The organism is Streptomyces sp. NPDC006332 (genome assembly GCF_040612855.1).
GTDB lineage: Bacteria > Actinomycetota > Actinomycetes > Streptomycetales > Streptomycetaceae > Streptomyces.
On record NZ_JBEXRA010000038.1, the window covers coordinates 53,388 to 70,141 of the forward strand.

At 71.5% G+C, this 16,754-nt stretch carries 14 protein-coding genes; 4 read left to right on the top strand and 10 right to left on the bottom strand.

The window, feature by feature from the left end; translation table 11 throughout:
* Positions 1–39: 39 nt before the first annotated feature.
* Positions 40–2,382 carry an excinuclease ABC subunit UvrA gene (locus ABZ027_RS29150; RefSeq protein ID WP_356773514.1) on the top strand — a complete coding sequence of 781 codons (2,343 nt, stop codon included), beginning with the start codon at positions 40–42 and terminating at the stop codon, positions 2,380–2,382.
* A gap of 425 nt (positions 2,383–2,807) precedes the next feature.
* Here ABZ027_RS29150 and ABZ027_RS29155 read toward each other — a convergent pair whose 3' ends face one another.
* The 5 genes from ABZ027_RS29155 to ABZ027_RS29175 form a co-directional block, all read right to left on the bottom strand.
* Positions 2,808–3,635 (bottom strand): 1-acyl-sn-glycerol-3-phosphate acyltransferase, encoded by an 828-nt coding sequence (locus ABZ027_RS29155; RefSeq protein ID WP_356773516.1) that lies wholly within the window; start codon positions 3,633–3,635, stop codon positions 2,808–2,810.
* Positions 3,635–4,405, bottom strand: coding sequence for a GNAT family N-acyltransferase (locus ABZ027_RS29160; protein ID WP_356773518.1), 771 nt, complete (start codon positions 4,403–4,405; stop codon positions 3,635–3,637). The genes ABZ027_RS29155 and ABZ027_RS29160 overlap by 1 nt, the downstream gene beginning before the upstream one ends.
* A 368-nt stretch (positions 4,406–4,773) precedes the next feature.
* A complete protein-coding gene (locus ABZ027_RS29165; protein ID WP_356773520.1) occupies positions 4,774–5,520 on the bottom strand; it encodes a succinate dehydrogenase/fumarate reductase iron-sulfur subunit in 747 nt (248 codons plus the stop codon).
* Positions 5,517–7,466: a fumarate reductase/succinate dehydrogenase flavoprotein subunit gene (locus ABZ027_RS29170; RefSeq protein WP_356773522.1), complete on the bottom strand. Its 1,950-nt coding sequence runs from the start codon at positions 7,464–7,466 to the stop codon at positions 5,517–5,519. Before ABZ027_RS29170 ends, ABZ027_RS29165 begins: the two co-directional genes overlap by 4 nt.
* Before the next feature lie 2 nt (positions 7,467–7,468).
* The gene (locus tag ABZ027_RS29175; protein ID WP_356773582.1) at positions 7,469–8,140 is read right to left on the bottom strand and encodes a succinate dehydrogenase; all 672 of its coding nucleotides are present in this window, start codon (positions 8,138–8,140) and stop codon (positions 7,469–7,471) included.
* A gap of 118 nt (positions 8,141–8,258) precedes the next feature.
* On the opposite strand from ABZ027_RS29175, the gene ABZ027_RS29180 reads away from it, so the two are divergent.
* Complete coding sequence (locus ABZ027_RS29180) at positions 8,259–9,143, top strand: LysR substrate-binding domain-containing protein (RefSeq protein WP_356773524.1); 885 nt, start codon at positions 8,259–8,261, stop codon at positions 9,141–9,143.
* Between the two features lie 81 nt (positions 9,144–9,224).
* On the opposite strand, the gene ABZ027_RS29185 is transcribed toward ABZ027_RS29180, so the two are convergent.
* The 4 genes from ABZ027_RS29185 to ABZ027_RS29200 all read right to left on the bottom strand — a co-directional run bounded on the left by ABZ027_RS29185 (position 9,225) and on the right by ABZ027_RS29200 (position 14,149).
* The gene (locus ABZ027_RS29185) at positions 9,225–11,360 is read right to left on the bottom strand and encodes an EAL domain-containing protein (RefSeq protein ID WP_356773526.1); all 2,136 of its coding nucleotides are present in this window, start codon (positions 11,358–11,360) and stop codon (positions 9,225–9,227) included.
* Positions 11,357–12,169, bottom strand: coding sequence for an SAM-dependent methyltransferase (locus tag ABZ027_RS29190; protein WP_356773528.1), 813 nt, complete (start codon positions 12,167–12,169; stop codon positions 11,357–11,359). The genes ABZ027_RS29185 and ABZ027_RS29190 overlap by 4 nt, the downstream gene beginning before the upstream one ends.
* Positions 12,170–12,450: 281 nt before the next feature.
* Positions 12,451–13,440 carry an SCO0930 family lipoprotein gene (locus ABZ027_RS29195; protein ID WP_356773530.1) on the bottom strand — a complete coding sequence of 330 codons (990 nt, stop codon included), beginning with the start codon at positions 13,438–13,440 and terminating at the stop codon, positions 12,451–12,453.
* A gap of 445 nt (positions 13,441–13,885) precedes the next feature.
* Positions 13,886–14,149, bottom strand: a complete 264-nt coding sequence (locus tag ABZ027_RS29200; RefSeq protein WP_356773532.1) for a hypothetical protein — start codon at positions 14,147–14,149, stop codon at positions 13,886–13,888.
* Between the two features lie 180 nt (positions 14,150–14,329).
* Between ABZ027_RS29200 and ABZ027_RS29205 the strand changes: the two genes are divergently transcribed.
* Both ABZ027_RS29205 and ABZ027_RS29210 read left to right on the top strand, forming a co-directional pair.
* Positions 14,330–15,094 (top strand): hypothetical protein, encoded by a 765-nt coding sequence (locus ABZ027_RS29205; RefSeq protein ID WP_356773534.1) that lies wholly within the window; start codon positions 14,330–14,332, stop codon positions 15,092–15,094.
* A gap of 259 nt (positions 15,095–15,353) precedes the next feature.
* On the top strand, positions 15,354–15,869 hold the full coding sequence (locus ABZ027_RS29210; protein WP_356773536.1) for a hypothetical protein: 516 nt from the start codon (positions 15,354–15,356) through the stop codon (positions 15,867–15,869).
* A 165-nt stretch (positions 15,870–16,034) separates the two neighbouring features.
* Here the strand turns inward: ABZ027_RS29210 and ABZ027_RS29215 are convergent, their stop codons facing one another.
* A complete protein-coding gene (locus ABZ027_RS29215; protein ID WP_356773538.1) occupies positions 16,035–16,550 on the bottom strand; it encodes a hypothetical protein in 516 nt (171 codons plus the stop codon).
* Positions 16,551–16,754: the final 204 nt, after the last annotated feature.

Consider the following 16,754-nt stretch of genomic DNA (forward strand, 5'->3'; position numbering starts at 1 on the left):
GGAAACCCGTCCAGCAGACCCGTACGGAGTGCCCCCCTCATGTCCGACTCGCACGACCCATACGTCCGCGTTCGCGGTGCCCGTGAACACAACCTGCGGGATGTGGACGTCGACATCCCCCGGGACGTGCTGGCCGTGTTCACCGGCGTGTCGGGGTCGGGGAAGTCGTCGCTGGCGTTCGGCACCATCTACGCGGAGGCGCAGCGGCGCTACTTCGAGTCGGTCGCGCCGTACGCGCGTCGGCTGATCCACCAGGTCGGGGCGCCGAAGGTCGGTGAGATCAGCGGCCTGCCGCCCGCGGTGTCGCTCCAGCAGCGCCGGTCGGCGCCGACGTCCCGTTCCTCCGTCGGTACGGTGACCAATCTGTCGAACTCCCTGCGGATGCTGTACTCCCGGGCCGGTGACTACCCGCCGGGCGCCGAGCGGCTCGACTCGGACGCCTTCTCCCCCAACACGACGGCCGGGGCGTGTTCGCAGTGCCACGGGCTGGGCCGGGTGCACCGTACGACGGAGCAGTCGCTGGTCCCCGACCCGTCACTGTCGATCCGTGACGGCGCCGTGGCCGCCTGGCCGGGCGCCTGGCAGGGCAAGAACCTGCGGGACATCCTGGACGCGCTCGGGTACGACGTCGACCGGCCCTGGCGGGAGCTGCCGACCGAGCAGCGCGAGTGGATCCTGTTCACGGACGAGCAGCCGGTCGTCACCGTGCACCCGGTCCGGGACGCCGAACGCATCCAACGGCCCTACCAGGGCACGTACATGAGCGCCCGGCGGTACGTGATGAAGACGTTCGCGGACTCGAAGAGCCCCACCCTTCGGGCCAGGGCGGAACGCTTCCTCACCAGCGCCCCCTGCCCGGCCTGCGGCGGCAGCAGGCTGCGTCCCGAGTCACTGGCGGTGACCTTCACGGGCCGCACGATCGCCGACCTGGCCGCCCTGCCGCTGGTGGAGCTGGCGGCCGCTCTGGAAACCGCCGCCTCGGAAGCGGGCAGGGTACTCACCGCCGACCTCAGGTCCCGTATCGCACCCGTGGTGGAGCTCGGCCTCGGCTACCTGAGCCTGGACCGGGCCACCCCGACCCTCTCGGCGGGCGAACTGCAACGGCTGCGGCTGGCCACCCAGTTGCGGTCCGGACTGTTCGGAGTCGTGTACGTCCTCGACGAACCGTCCGCCGGACTGCACCCGGCGGACACCGAGGCGCTGCTGACCGTGCTGGAGCGCTTGAAGGCGTCCGGGAACTCGGTGTTCGTGGTGGAGCACCACCTCGATGTCGTACGCGGCGCCGACTGGCTGGTGGACGTGGGACCGCTCGCCGGCGAGCACGGCGGGCGGGTGCTGCACAGCGGGCCGGTGGCGGAGCTGGCCGGTGTCGCGGAGTCCGCCACGGCCCGGTTCCTGTTCGACCGGTCCCCCGCACCCGACCGCGAAGTGCGCCCGGCGCGCGGTGAGTTGAAGGTCGGTCCGGTCACCCGGCACAACCTGCGCGGGGTGAGCGCCCAGTTCCCCCTCGGTGTGCTCACCGCGGTCACGGGCGTCTCAGGATCCGGCAAGTCCACACTCATCGGGGAGATCACGGAGGACCTGCCGGGGGTACGGCGGCTGGTGTCGGTCGACCAGAAGCCCATCGGGCGCACCCCGCGCTCCAACCTGGCCACGTACACGGGCCTGTTCGACGTGGTGCGGAAGGTGTTCGCGACCACCGACGAGGCCCGCTCGCGGGGTTACGGCGTCAGCCGCTTCTCCTTCAACGTGCCCGGAGGGCGCTGCGAGACCTGCCAGGGCGAGGGGTACGTGACCGTCGAGCTGCTGTTCCTGCCGAGCACCTACGCCCCCTGCCCGGACTGCGGCGGCGCGCGCTACAACCCCGAGACGCTCGAAGTGACGTACCGGGGGCGGAACATCGCGCAGGTGCTCGACCTCACCGTCGAGGCGGCGGCGGAGTTCTTCGCCGACACCCCGGCCGTGGCCCGCAGTCTCGGCGCCCTGCTGGACGTCGGTCTCGGCTATCCGCGTCTGGGCCAGCCCGCGACCGAGCTGTCCGGCGGGGAGGCCCAACGCATCAAGCTGGCCAGCGAGTTGCAGCGCGGGCGCCGCGGTCACACCCTCTATCTCCTCGACGAGCCGACGAGCGGTCTGCATCCGGCCGACGTCGAGGTCCTGATGGGCCGGCTGCACGCTCTCGTCGACGCCGGGCACACGGTGGTCGTCGTCGAGCACGACATGGCGGTCGTCGCGGGCGCGGACTGGGTGATCGACCTCGGGCCGGGTGGCGGCGACGCGGGCGGACGGATCGTGGCGGCGGGGCCGCCGGTTGAGGTGGCGCGGGCGGAGGGGAGCACTACGGCCAGGTATCTGAGGCGGGCGCTGTCCGGGGACGACTGAGGCGACGGGGGCCGACCGGGCGGACGGGGCTCGCAGGGCTGCCGGGGCTGACGGCGCTGACACGGCTGACCCCGCCGACATGACCGAGCGGCCACGGCGTTGCCGCCGGCGCAGTGGTTCCTGGATCAGCTCGGTGCGCTGAAGGCCTGATTCCCGCCCCCGCCGCCCCTACCCGTCCCGTCCCCGGGGGCTGCGCCCCCAGGCCCCCGCTGTCGGCCCTGGACGGGCCTCGTCCTCAAACGCCGGACGGGCTGGGTGGTGTCAGCTCGCGTGCGCCGCCAGGTGCCGGGCGGGTCACAGTCCGCTTGGGCGACCGATTCGACCGCCCCGGTCGTGAGCGGCGCCGACGGAGCGCGGACCGGTCGGCCGCGCTCGGCGCCCCGGCCGTCGAACTCCCGCCGACGCCGCCCAAGTCGCACGCCTCGTCAGGACGCCCCCCATGCCATCGAGACCGTATGGACGGGGTCCGGCTCGGGCAGGGCGTCCAGTTGTGCGGCCCGGGCCAGTGTGCGGCGGTCGGGGTGGTGGCCCGGTGCGATCACCGTGCGTACCTCGACCTCGGCCACCAGCCCCCGTGCCGACACCACCCGCCACACCGAGGCGAGCAGGGAGTCGTCGCCGACGAAGGCGGGCGCGGTGCTGGCCGCTCCCCCGGCGAGCCGGTAGCGGATACGCACCGGTTGCACCGGGACGCCCGCGTCGAGCGCGGCCTGGAACACGGCTCGGCGGAAGTGCCCCTGGGCGCGCCCGCACCAGGTGCTGCCCTCGGGGAACACCGCGACGGCCCCGCCCGTCCGCAGGACGTCCGCGACGTGGGCGACCGTGCCGGGCAGGGCCCGCAGCCGGTCCCGGTCGATGAACAGGACACCCCCGCGCGCCGCGAGCGGCCCCGCCACCGGCCATCGCCGGATCTCCCCCTTGGCGAGCATCCTGGCCGGGCGGACGGCGGCGAGCAGCGGGATGTCCAGCCAGGAGATGTGGTTGGCGACCAGGAGCAGTCCTCCGGCGGGCGGGGCGGCGCCGGTGATCCGGACCCGGACCCCGGCGGCCCGCACGATCCACAGGCACCACCGCCTCACCGGTCCGGCCGGGATCCTCCCCCGCAAGCCGAGCGTCGACAGCACGACCCCGGCCAGCACCAGGGCCGTGACCGCCACCAGCCGCAGCACGGCCCGCGGTACGGCCGCGGCGGCCGCCGTCCGTTCCACGCACGCCCCCGGAGTGCAGGGCGCTCCGGGCAGCCAGACGCTCATCAGGCCGGGACGAGGGAGAGGAAGTGCCGCAAATAGCGCGGGTTGACCCGGCGCATCGACAGCAGCACGTACAGGTCGGCGACCCCGAAGTCCGGGTCGTGGGCGGGCTGCGCGCAGACCCAGGCGCCGAGCCGCAGATAGCCGCGCAGCAGCGCGGGGAGTTCGGTGCGCGCCGGGACGCTCACGTCCTGCGGCACCCAGGGGAGCAGCGGCCGCACCCGGAACTCCTCCGGGGCCAGGTGCTTGTCCCGTACCCGGTCCCAGGTGCCGGCCGCGAGGGCGCCGCCGTCCGCGAGCGGGATCGAGCAGCAGCCGGCGAGCCACTCGTGGCCCTCGTCGACCATGTAGCGGGCTATGCCGGCCCAGATGAGGCCGATGACCGCGCCGTCCCGGTGGTCGGGGTGCACGCAGGAGCGGCCGACCTCGACGAGCCCGGGGCGGATCGGGTCGAGCGGGGTGAGGTCGAACTCGCCCTCGGAGTAGAGGCGTCCGGCGATCGCGGCCCGCTCCGGCGGCAGCAGCCGGTATGTGCCGACGACCTGACCGGTCACCGTGTCGCGGACGAGCAGGTGGTCGCAGTAGGAGTCGAAGGGGTCGACGTCGAGACCGGGCTGCGGGGAGGTCAGCAGGGCCCCCATCTCCTTGGCGAAGACCTCGTGGCGCAGCCGCTGCGCGGCCCGCACGTCGGCCTCGTCGCGGGCGAGGGTGACGGTGTAGCGGACGGGAGCGGTCGACTGCGGGGGACGGACGAGCGTGGAAACGCCGGTCATGGCTCTCTCCAGGGCACGGGCCAACTCGGGGACGGTGGCGGTACACCCTGTTTCTTCCGACCCGGGTTGGCGCGGACGTGACCTGAGCCAGGAGCGCGGATGTGGGGAGGTTGAACTGCGCGGACTCCCGCACGGTCCGTCCCTTTTGCGGCGTGTGCGGCCCCTGGTTCGCCGGTGCGCGTCGGGCCGGCGGCCACCCGATGCGAGACGGGGCCGGGGATGAGCACCACTCCCGGCCCCGCCCGTCCGCACGTTCTCGGCGAACGTTCTCCGTCCCCCTTCAAGGGGTCCTTTCACTGTGCCCGCCCGGGCCGCGCGGGCGCGGCCGGCCACAGCCCGCAGCCACTCGACGACCGCCCCCTACGGCGTCACCGCTTGACCTTCCGCGCGGCCCGCAGCCACTCCTTGTTCATCCCGGTGATGGACATGAGCGGGATCCCCTTGGGGCAGGCGGTCGCGCACTCTCCCGCGAGCGTGCACCCACCGAACCCCTCCTCGTCCATCTGCGCCACCATGTCCAGCACCCGGGTCTCCCGCTCGGGCGCGCCCTGCGGCAGCACGTTGAGGTGATTGACCTTGGCGGAGGTGAACAACATCGCCGCCCCGTTGGGACAGGCGGCCACACAGGCCCCGCACCCGATGCACTCCGCGTGCTCGAACGCGAAGTCCGCGTCCGGCTTCGGAACCGGCGTGGCATGCGCCTCGGGTGCGGCGCCGGTCGGCACCGAGACGTAACCGCCGGCCTGGATGATCCGGTCGAAGGCGGTCCGGTCGACGACCAGATCCTTGATCACCGGGAACGCGGACGCCCGCCACGGCTCGATGTCGATCGTGTCGCCGTCCTGGAAGGACCGCATGTGCAGCTGGCAGGTGGTCGTGCGCTCCGGTCCGTGCGCGTCGCCGTTGATGACGAGTGAGCACGCTCCGCAGATGCCCTCACGGCAGTCGTGGTCGAAGGCGACCGGGTCCTCGCCCTTGAGGATGAGTTCCTCGTTGAGGGTGTCCAGCATCTCCAGGAAGGACATGTCGGAGGAGATGTGGTCCACCTCGTAGGTGGACATCGCGCCGTCGGCGTCGGCGTTCTGCTGCCGCCAGACGCGCAGGGTGAGCTTCATGCGTAGCTCCGCTGAGTGGGATGGACGTACTCGAAGACCAGGTCTTCCTTGTGCAGGACGGGCGCCTCGCCGGTGCCGGTGAACTCCCAGGCGGCCGCGTACCCGAACTCGTCGTCCCGGCGGGCGGCCTCGCCGTCGGGGGTCTGGGACTCCTCGCGGAAGTGGCCGCCGCAGGACTCCGCCCGGTGCAGGGCGTCCAGGCACATCAGCTCGGCGAGTTCCAGGTAGTCGACGATCCGGTTGGCCTTCTCCAGCGACTGGTTGAACTCCTCGCCGACGCCCGGGACCTTGATGCGCCGCCAGAACTCGTCGCGGATCTGCGGAATCCGCTCCAGCGCCTTGCGCAGTCCGCTGTCGGTGCGGGCCATGCCGCAGAACTCCCACATGAGTTCGCCGAGTTCGCGGTGGAAGGAGTCGGGGGTCCGGTCGCCGTCCACGGCAAGGAGCAGATGCAGCCGGTCCTCGGTCTCGGCCAACACCTCTTGTACGACGGGGTGTTCGGCGGTGACGCTCTCGTGGTGCGGGTTGCGGGCGAGGTAGTCGTTGATGGTGGCCGGCAACACGAAGTAGCCGTCCGCCAGGCCCTGCATGAGGGCGGACGCGCCCAGCCGGTTCGCGCCGTGGTCGGAGAAGTTGGCCTCGCCGATCGCGAACAGGCCGGGGACGGTGGTCTGCAGGTCGTAGTCCACCCACAGGCCGCCCATGGTGTAGTGCACGGCGGGATAGATCCGCATCGGCACCTCGTAGGGGTCCTCGTCGGTGATCCGCTGGTACATGTCGAAGAGGTTGCCGTACTTGGCCTCGACGGCCCCCCGTCCCATCCGCTCGATGGCGTCCGCGAAGTCGAGGTAGACGCCCTGTCCGCCGGGTCCGACGCCCCGGCCCTCGTCGCAGACGTTCTTCGCGGCGCGGGAGGCGATGTCACGCGGGACCAGGTTGCCGAAGGACGGGTAGATGCGCTCCAGGTAGTAGTCGCGCTCGTCCTCCGGAATCAGGTGGGCGGGCCGGTCGTCGCCCTTGGCCTTCGGCACCCAGATCCGGCCGTCGTTGCGCAGCGACTCGCTCATCAGCGTCAGCTTGGACTGGTGCTCGCCGGTGCGTGGGATGCAGGTCGGATGGATCTGGGTGAAGCACGGGTTGGCGAAGTGGGCGCCGCGGCGGTGGGCCCGCCAGACGGCGGTGGCGTTGGAGTTCATGGCGTTCGTCGACAGGTAGAAGACGTTGCCGTAGCCGCCGCTCGCCAGGACGACGGCGTCCGCGAAGTAGGTGTCGACGCGCCCGGTGATCAGGTCCCGCGCCACGATCCCGCGCGCCTTCCCGTCGACCACGATCAGGTCGAGCATCTCGGTCCGCGGATGCATCTCGACGTTCCCGGCCGCGATCTGCCGGGACAGCGCCTGGTAGGCGCCAAGGAGCAGTTGCTGCCCAGTCTGCCCCCGGGCGTAGAAGGTCCGCGACACCTGGACGCCTCCGAAGGAGCGGGTGTCGAGCAGGCCGCCGTACTCACGGGCGAACGGGACGCCCTGCGCCACGCACTGGTCGATGATCTCGACGGAGATCTGGGCGAGCCGGTGGACGTTGGACTCCCTGGCCCGGAAGTCGCCGCCCTTGACGGTGTCGTAGAAGAGCCGGTGGATCGAGTCGCCGTCGTTGCGGTAGTCCTTCGCCGCGTTGATGCCGCCCTGCGCGGCGATGGAGTGGGCGCGGCGCGGGGAGTCCTGGTAGCAGAACTGGACGACGTGGTAGCCCTGCTCGGCGAGGGTGGCACCGGCCGACCCGCCGGCGAGGCCGGTACCGACGACGATCACGGTGTGCTTGCGCCGGTTGGCCGGGTTGACCAGTTTGGCCTCGAAGCGGCGCTTGTCCCAGCGCTCCTCGACGGGCCCTTCGGGGGCCTTGGCATCGACGATCGGCTCGCCGGTCCGGTAGTCCGCGTAGGAAGTCATCTTCAGCTCACCACTCCGGTCATGACACCCACGGGCACGGCGATGAAACCGGCCGTGAGCAGCAGCGCGAGAACATGGGCGACGGTCTTCAGGGCGCGGTCGCGGGCCCTGCTGCCGGCGCCGAGGGTCTGGGCGGCGCTCCAGAACCCGTGCCGGATGTGCAGGCCGAGGGCGAGCATCGCGACGATGTAGATGACGTTGCCGTACCAGGTGGAGAAGGTGTCCACGACGTTCTGGTACGGGTGGCCCTCCTGGAAGCCGCCGGAGTGCACGGTGCCGGTCGTCAGGTCCAGGATGTGCCACACGATGAACAGGCCGAGGATGATCCCGCCCCAGCGCATGGTGCGGGTCGCGTAGGTGGCCCGCGGCTTCTTGTGGACGTACCTGTCGGGGCGGGCTCTGATGTCCCGGCGGCTGAGCTGGTACGCGGACGTGGCGTGGGCGACCACGGCGACCACCAGGACGACCCGGATCAGCCACAGCGTCCACTCGTAGTGCATGAACGGTTCACCGACGGTGCGCAGCCAGTGGGCGTAGTGGTTGAACTCGCCCGCTCCGAAGAAGATCTTCAGGTTTCCGAGCATGTGGGCGACCAGGTACAGCAGCATGATCAGGCCGCTGACCGCCATCACGGTCTTCTTCCCGACGGAGGAGTCCCACACGGTGCGTGCCAAGGACGGCCGTCGGTCCGTCCGCGTTGCCAGAGCCATGTCGCTGACGCTACGGGCGTACGCGCGATCGGTCCAAGACATGGTCCGGCTTGATTCCATAGCCTGGGGCTATCGTGGAGGCATGCAGTTCCAGCAGCTCCAGTACTTCGTGGCGGTCGCCGAGACCCGGCACTTCACCCGGGCCGCCGAGCTGGTCCATGTGGCGCAGCCGTCCCTGTCGCAGCAGATCAAGGCGCTGGAGCGGGAGTTGGGCGCGGACCTGTTCCAGCGGGCGCGGGGCAACATCACCCTCACCGACGCGGGCGAGGCGCTGCTGCCACTGGCCCGGCGGATCCTGGCCGACGCGGACACCGCCCGGCACGAGGTGCTGGAGCTGGTGCAGCTGCGCGGCGGCCGGGTCCGGCTGGGCGCGACACCGAGCGTGTGCACAGGTCTGCTGCCGGACGTGCTGCGCGCCTTCCACGACCGCTATCCCGGCATCCGGCTGCTGATCGAGGAGGGCGGCTCGCACGATCTCGTACGGGAGCTCGCCCGCGGCGCCCTCGACCTGGCCCTGGTCGTCCTCCCGCTGCCGACGCCCTCCCCCGCGCTGACCACGGTGGAACTGCTCCGTGAGGACCTGGTGGTGGTGTCGTCGCCGGAAGCGCCCGCGCCGGGCCGGGGTAGGCGGACGGTGCGCGTCGCCGACCTGGAGGGCGAACGCCTGGTCATGTTCCGGCACGGCTACGACCTGCGTGAACTGACCGTCGCCGCCTGCCGCGGCGAGGGCTTCGAGCCCGACTTCGCGGTGGAGGGCGGGGAGATGGACGCGGTGCTGGGGTTCGTGCGGGCGGGCCTCGGGGTGGCCGTCGTACCGCGCATGGTGGCGACGCGGTCGGGGCGGGGGCTGCGGGTGACCCCGCTCGCCCGGCCCGGGCTGCACCGGACGATCGCGCTGGCTCACCGCAGCGACGTGGCCCCACCGCGCGCCGCCAGGGAGCTGCAGCGGATGCTGCTGGAGCGGTGAGCCGCGGCGGGCGGTGCGCGTGCGCCCCCTAGGCCCTGTCTGACAATTCCCGTCTGCCAGGACCTAGCGACGGCTACGGCCTCACCCCGTCGCGTCCATCAGCGCCAGCTCGTGCAGTCGCTCCGGCGGGCCGGGGCGGGCGTAGTACCAGCCCTGTGCGGTGTCGCAGCCCAGTATCCGCAGCTGCTCGGCCTGGGCGCCGGTCTCCACGCCCTCCACCGTCACCGCCAGGTTCAGGCTGTGGGCGAGCGAGACGATCCCCTCGACGATCTTGAGGTCGACGGGGTCCGCCGGGAACTGCTGCATGCTCTGCGTGAAGGAACGGTCCAGCTTGAGGATGCTCACCGGCAGCCGGCGCAGGTTCGCGAGATTCGAGTAACCGGTGCCGAAGTCGTCCAGGGCGATGTCGACGCCCATCTCGGCGAGCCTGCGCAGCGGCTTCAACAGGTCGTCGTCCGCGCCGATCAGCGCCGACTCGGTCACCTCCAGGCAGAGCGCGTCCGGTTCGACACCCGTGCGCTCCAGGATCTCCACGGTGTCCTGGACCAGGCCGGGGTGGGTGAGCTGGCAGGGGGAGAGGTTGACGTTGATCCGCAGCGGGCCGGCGTCGTCCTGGTGCTCCTGCCAGGCGCGGGCCTGGCGCACCGACTGTTCGAGGACCCATCGGCCCAGCGGCACGATCAGCCCGGTGTGCTCGGCGAGCGGGATGAACTGGTCGGGGCCGAGCACGCCGTGCTGCGGGTGCAGCCAGCGCACCAGCGCCTCCGCGCCGTGCACGCTGCCGTCACCGAGGTGGACCAGCGGCTGGTACTCGATGAAGAACTCGCCCCGGTCCAGGGCGGTCGGCAGGGCCGTGGTCAGTCCGTGGCGGGTGATGGCCCGGGCGTCGGCCTCCGGGTCGGCGAGCTCGAAGCGGTTGCCGCCGGCCGACTTGGCCCGGTACATCGTGATGTCGGCGCTGCGCAGCACCTCCGCCGGGCTGTGCTCCCCCGCCGGGCCCTCGACGACGCCGATGCTGCCGCGCACGGTCAGCTCCCGGCCGTCGATGCCGACCGGCGCGAGCAGCGCGTTCATGATCCGCGCGGCGAGTTCGTCGACCTCGCGCTCGGTCTCCGGTCCGGTGGTCAGGGCCACGAACTCGTCGCCGCCGAGCCGGGCGACCATCTCGCCGGGCGCGGTCGCGCAGGACTGCAGCCGGTCGGCGATCTCGACGAGCAGCCGGTCGCCGGCCGCGTGGCCGAGGCTGTCGTTGATGGTCTTGAAGCCGTCCAGATCGAGGTAGCACAGCCCGAACCGCTGGCCCGGGCCGGCGCCGAGCGCCTTCTCCAGGCGTTCGAAGAAGAAGGTGCGGTTGGGCAGGCCGGTGAGCGCGTCGTGCGTGGCCTCGTAACGCAGCCGGAGGTTGAGCAGCCGGCGCTCGGTGGTGTCCTCCATGAGGGCCAGCTGGTACTGCGGGTTGCCGTCGGCGTCGCGCAGCAGGGAGACCGTGAGGTTGGTCCACAGGACCGTTCCGTCGGGGCGGTAGAAGGCCTTTTCGACGTGGTAGTGCTCGCGCCGCCCGCGGACGAGTTCGTCGTAGAGCCGCCAGATCTGGGGGCCGTCGTCGGGGTGGGTCCAGTCCTGGACCCGGCGGCTGCGCAGCGCCTGGTCGGACAGCCCGAACATGCGCAGCAGGGCCCCGTTGACCTGGAGGACCTGGCCGTCCAGGTCGGCGATGCCGATACCTATGGCGGCGCCCTCGAAGACCGCGCGGAAGCGCGCCTCGCTCGCGTGCAGTGCCTGCGCCACCACGCCCTGGGCCCGCAACGCGGCCTGCGCGATGGCCTCCTGCTCGGCGAGTGTCCGCTCGCGCAACGCCTTCGCGAACCCGGCGGCCATGGCGTGCTGGATCCGTGCCGCGCGCGCCCGCAGGTCCTCCTGGACGCCGTCCGCGCCGCAGTAGAGCACCAGATAGGCCTCGACGCAGTCCAGGGTGCGGGTCAGTGCCTCCGGGTCGGTGCAGTGCGCCGCGACCAGGGCGGCGCCCACCGCCCTCGCCTCGTCCGCGTCGAAGATCCTGGCACGGAGGGCCTCACTCAACCGTCGCGCCAGCGGCAGCAGCTGTTCCTCGAACTCCGGCCGGGTCGCGGACGTCGTGGTCACCGGGAAGACCGCCCGGCTCCAGATCGTCGCGAACCGCCGCAGTCTGTCCTCGGGCCCGTCCTGTTCCGCGCTCACGCCGTACGCCCCACGCCGGCGAAACCCGAGAACGCGTAGGGATCCTCGTCCTCCGGTGCGGTCTCCGGCCGCCACTGCGGCATCGGCACCAGTCCGGGTTCCACCATGTCGTACCCCTCGAAGAACCGCGCGATCTCGGCGCGCGAACGCATGATCAGCGGGTTGCGGATGTCCTTGTACACGTCCACCGCCCCCTCGGCCCGCTGTGGCGGCAGCGGGATTCCCTCGTACGAGGCGTGCGTGAGCAGCAGCAGGCTGCCGGGCGCGAGTGCGTCACGCAACTCTGCCACCGCCTCATAGGGGTCGTCCGCGTCTTCCACGAAGTGCAGTATCGCAACGAGAAGCAGGGCCACCGGCCGGTTCAGGTCGATCAGGCCCCGCACTTCGGGGCTGGAGAGTATCTCCCGGGGCTTGCGCAGGTCGGCGGCGACGACGCCCGCGTCCGCGTTGCCGGCCAGGACCGCCTCGCTGTGCGCGACGGCGACCGGGTCGTGGTCCACGTACACCACGCGGGCGCCTGGACAGGCCGCCTGGGCCACTTCGTGCACGTTGCCGAAGGTCGGGATGCCGGAGCCGATGTCGAGGAACTGGGTGATGCCCTCGTCAACGGCGTAGCGCACGGCGCGGCGGGTGAACGCCCGGTTCGCCTGCATGATCTTGGGAAGTCCCGGCAGGAACTCCATGGCCCTGCGGGCCGCTTCCCGGTCGACCTCGAAGTTGTGCGAACCGCCCAGGTAGTAGTCGTAGATGCGCGAAACGCTCGGCACCGAAATGTCGATGCTGCGTGGGGCCCAGGCGGGACGCTCCATCTATCTCTCCAGGCGTAGGCGATCCGGTGTTCGAGCTGAGGCTACTGATCGCCCGCCAAAGGAGCGAGCAGAAACGGAAATTGACCGTCCGTTCCCGGTCACTGCCTGCGGCACGTGCCCAAGTGATTCCCCGGTACAACGCCCGTGAAGCGCAGCCGCTTCCATTCATGGGGAAATGCTATGAAAAGTACATACGGCATTACGGGGAAACGACGGCAAACCGGTCCGCCCCCTCCGTGCGGCGCGGAGGGGGCGGGACCGGTGGAGCGGACGCTCGGGCGTTACTTCTCGGGCGCGCCGATCGGCTTTCCGTCGGGTGCCGCGGCGTACCACGTGCCGCCCACACCCTGGCCGTTGGTGTCACCCGGGGCCTTGTCACCCGCGAACGTGTAGATCGGCCAGCAGTTGATGGTCTGCTGCTCGACGCCGTCGGGCCGGGTGAACTTCATGTAGCCCTTCTTCTGGATCCCCTTGGTGTCGTTGATGTCGACGGGGGCCACGGCGGGCCACTTCTCCAGGCAGGCGCCGGTGCAGGCGGAGATCGGGTCGGGCCAGGCCGTGTCCTTGAGGAACCGGTAGACCGTGTGGCCGTTCTTGTCCACGACGACCTCACCCAGCTTGGGGTCCTTACGCGTGGACAGTCCGGCCTGCTCGGCCTCCTCGGAGAGGCCGCCGCCGCCCTTCTTCGCCTTCTTGCCGTCCGGAGCGAGCGCGTACCACTTGCCGCCCACGCCCTGGCCGGTGACGTCACCGGCCTTGGTGTCCTTCGCGTAGCGGTAGACCGGCCAGCCGCCCACGGTCAGCTGCTTGGTGCCGTCCGCGCGGGTCACCTCGCCGAGCTTCGACTTGTCGATGCCCTCGCCCGCCGCGGCGTCGTCCGCCGGGACAGGCGGCCAGGCCGTGGCGCAGTCGCCGTCACAGTTCGACTTCGGCGGCTCGGCGGTGTCCGCGTCGAAGCGGTAGAGGGTGAGGCCGGTGCCGTCGGTGAGGACGTCGCCGAGCTCCGCGTTGGTGGACACGGCCAGCTGTCCCGCGCCCGCCGTCTGGGTGGCCTCGCTCGGACTGGCCTGCGCTCCCGCTCCCGCGCCGGCCCCTGCTCCGGTGTCGGTCCCGAGACCGGCACCGGCGCTTCCGTAGTCGCCCGCGGCAGCCGTAGCGCCGACGTTCTGGCTGCCGGTGGACGGGGCGCTTTCCTGGCCGCACGCCGTCGTCAGCACCAAGACCGCCGCGGCACTCGCCACGAGTGAGGCGCTCCGCCAGGAGGTGTTCATCGTCAACTCCCCATACATCCGTAGGGTGTTGCAGCGCCCTGCTGCGCCGCCGCACGACCATGGGTACGCACGGCGGGCCTGGTTGTGTTCAACGAGTTCGCAGATTTCTTTCCGAAACCTGTGGCATCGACGTTCCCTCTTTCGGGCCAATCCCCCCGTACCCGGGCGCACGGGACCGCGTGAAGCCTCATGATCTCCGTCGTGCATCGACCCGAACCGATCCAATCCGCCCCTGCCACAAGGGTGTTCGCTCTGCTGGCGCTCACCTGGCTGCTCGTGGGCGTGCCGGCCGGCACGGCCCAGGCCGACGCCTGCGCCTACGTCTCGACCGGGCCGGGCGGCACAGAGGTGGTGGCGATCGCCGGCGGCGCCACCTGGCCGACGCCCCCGATCTGCCCACCGCCCCCTCCCCCGCCGTGCCCGACGCCGACCCCCGCTCCCACTCCTACGCCGCCGCCCCCGCCGCCGACTCCGCCACCACCGCCGACTCCGACTCCGCCACCTCCGCCACCGGCTCCGCCACCGCCGAAGCCCACCCCCACTCCGGAACCCCCACCGCCGCAGAAACCCGCGCCGAAGCCGACGCCGCCGCCACCCCCCGCGCCGCCCCGAGCACCCCAGCCGGCGCCACCCCGTGCGCGGCCGACCCCGCCACCAGCCCCCACTCCCACTCCACCGCCCCCGTCGCCCACCCCGACACCGTCGGCAAAGCCCACCCCGAGCCCCTCCGCCGCCCCGGTCACATACCCGCGCTACCGGGCACAGCCCCACCAACGGCGGCCCCACGGCACCACGTCACCGGTCACCTACGTCCTGCTCATCACCGCACCCGCAGTGATCGCCGTCGCCGCACTGCGGCCGCGCTAACGCCTGATCCTGGAGGCACCCCTTGCCGGAATGGCTTGTTCTCACCCTCGCGATGCTGGCCGCCTGTGTCGTGGTGGTCGTCATCACCCTCCTACGGCACCGCAGGGCGCCCGAGGACGAGGACCCCAACGAGACGCCGGACGTCATCGAGTACATGACGATGTGGATCGGCGTGGTGTACGCCATCGTCCTGGGCCTGGCCATCGCAGGTGTCTGGGAGGCGCGCAGCGGCGCCCAGGACCATGTCCAGGCCGAGGCCCAGGCGCTGCACGAGATCTCGGAGCGGGTCCGGGTCTACCCGGCCGACGTCCGCGACCACATTCGGGACGATGTCAACGCCTATGTCGGACACGTCGTCGACACCGAGTGGAAGCACATGGCGGACAGCGGCGAGGTCACGGAGCGGGGCACCGCGCTCCTCGGAAAGGTCCGCGCGGACGTCACCGACTACCAGCCGAAGACGGACTTCGAGGCCCAGGCCTACCAGCCGGTCCTCGACCAGATGGCCGCCGCGGACCAGGCACGCAACGCCCGCGCGGACTCGGCCTCGCCGACCATGCCGGGCGTGGTGTGGTTCGGGCTGCTGACCGGAGGAGCCGCCACCATCGGGATGATCTTCGCGCTGCAGATCCGGCGTACGCCGCGTGAGCTGGTCCTCGCCGGACTGTTCTCCGCGCTGATCGCGTTCCTGCTCTTCCTGATCTGGGACTTCGACGCGCCCTACAGCCGGGGCATCACCGCGTCGGCGGACCCGTTCTTGAGCCTCTTCCCGCACATCAAGGGCTGACGCTCCGGCCACTGGCAGCGCCTCACCCCGGCGGGACGCCAGGTCGTCGGACCGTCGGACCGCCGGGGGACACTCGCACGCGGGCGTTGTCCCCCGGCCGCAGCAACGGCATCACCCGACCGGCGCACCCGCTTACCCCGTTCGCACGAGTGCGATCGCGCGGACGTACCCACGTTCTTAGCGTTTCGGTCATCGAGGTGCACTCATGGCGCGAGCGGAAAAAGTCCGCAGCTGCTCCTCGGGGACCGGAGGAACCACCATGCGCGCGATACGCGTCGCTTCGGCCGCCCTACTGGGCGCCTGTGCCCTGGCCCTCACCGCACCCGCCGCGCACGCGAGCGGCGAGAGCCGGCACTTCAGCGTCAGTGTCTTTCCCGAGACCGTCGCGCCCGGGGGGCAGGTGACCCTCCGGGCCACCGGCTGCGACCAGGACGTGTTCGTCACCTCGGGAGTCTTCGACGACGTGACGATCCGGGCGGGCCGGTCCTGGGCCGTCGCCCATGTCGACTGGGACGCGAGACCGGGGGCGGTGTACGAGGTGACGTTCCACTGCGGAACCTTCCGGCGGAACGCGGACCTCACCATCGCCGGCGGTCGTCCGGACGGCCCCACACCGGTGCCGGTGCAGCCGTCCCGGGGTGCCCACGCCGGTGAGGGCGGCAGCTTCGCCGGGTTCGACCTCAAGGAGATCGGACTCGGGGCCGCGCTCGTCGCGGGGTCGGTCGGGACGGCGTACCGCCTCGCCCGCCGGCGCGGCGGCGAGGACGGCGGCTGACCGCGCCCCCCTCCCGCACCGCACCACGACCCGCAGGCACACGGCCTTCACCCCGGGGTTCCCGGAAGGGCCGGGGAAAGGCCGTCGCACCTGCGGTCGGGCTCCGCCTGTCGGGCTCCGCCTGTCGGGCTCTGCGTGGGGGAACTCGGCCCCCTCTTCGCACCTTCAGAGCGGCCGCTGGGATCCCACCTGCTTCTCGGAGCGGCGACGCATCCAGAACAGCCCGCCGCCGACAAGGGCCGCGGCCAGCAGCCCGCCGCCGATGGCCATGTCGGTCGGCGTCGCGCCGGTGGAGCTGCTGCCACCGAGACCGCCCTGGACGCCTCCGATGACGGTGAAGGCAGCCGGGTTCGTCAGGGTCTTGCCGGAGCAGTTGACCGTGATGCTGTGCGAGCCCGGGCTCGCGTTGTTGTTGACCGTCGCGGTGCCCCTCGACGTCCCGTTGGTGCCGGGAAGCGGGGTCAGGGTCGCGTTCGGGAACGCGTCCGAGGTCATGCGGCCGCCGTGGGGGCAGCCGTCGACGGTGACGGTCAGCTGACCGCCACGGGCGATGACGCTGGGCAGCGCGACGATGTTGCTCGGGTGGGCACCCATGCCGTCCCGTGCGACGGCGGTGGGGGTGGCGAGCCCGAAGACGGCGACCGCGGCTCCGGCGGCCGCCAGGGCACGAGTAGTACGCATGTGATCCTCCGCGGAAGACGCCCCGGGAACCGTCCCCGGTGGATCGGCGAGAAAGCGCCTCCCAGAAAGACCCTCAGATGCCGTGGGCGCGGGCGCATTTCGAGAATGGTCCGTCCTGGTGAGGGGACATGCCGAACGAAAAGCGCACAATCGGATATTGTCGCAGGTCACGGGCCGTCAGAAAATTCCTGTCCGCGGCAACTC

Coding starts and splice junctions, on each gene's coding strand:
- ABZ027_RS29150 (WP_356773514.1), top strand. CDS start 40: ATGTCCGACTCGCACGACCCATACGTCCGCGTTCGCGGTGCCCGTGAA.
- ABZ027_RS29155 (WP_356773516.1), bottom strand. CDS start 3,635: ATGAGCGTCTGGCTGCCCGGAGCGCCCTGCACTCCGGGGGCGTGCGTG.
- ABZ027_RS29160 (WP_356773518.1), bottom strand. CDS start 4,405: ATGACCGGCGTTTCCACGCTCGTCCGTCCCCCGCAGTCGACCGCTCCC.
- ABZ027_RS29165 (WP_356773520.1), bottom strand. CDS start 5,520: ATGAAGCTCACCCTGCGCGTCTGGCGGCAGCAGAACGCCGACGCCGAC.
- ABZ027_RS29170 (WP_356773522.1), bottom strand. CDS start 7,466: ATGACTTCCTACGCGGACTACCGGACCGGCGAGCCGATCGTCGATGCC.
- ABZ027_RS29180 (WP_356773524.1), top strand. CDS start 8,259: ATGCAGTTCCAGCAGCTCCAGTACTTCGTGGCGGTCGCCGAGACCCGG.
- ABZ027_RS29190 (WP_356773528.1), bottom strand. CDS start 12,169: ATGGAGCGTCCCGCCTGGGCCCCACGCAGCATCGACATTTCGGTGCCG.
- ABZ027_RS29195 (WP_356773530.1), bottom strand. CDS start 13,440: ATGAACACCTCCTGGCGGAGCGCCTCACTCGTGGCGAGTGCCGCGGCG.
- ABZ027_RS29210 (WP_356773536.1), top strand. CDS start 15,354: ATGCGCGCGATACGCGTCGCTTCGGCCGCCCTACTGGGCGCCTGTGCC.
- ABZ027_RS29215 (WP_356773538.1), bottom strand. CDS start 16,550: ATGCGTACTACTCGTGCCCTGGCGGCCGCCGGAGCCGCGGTCGCCGTC.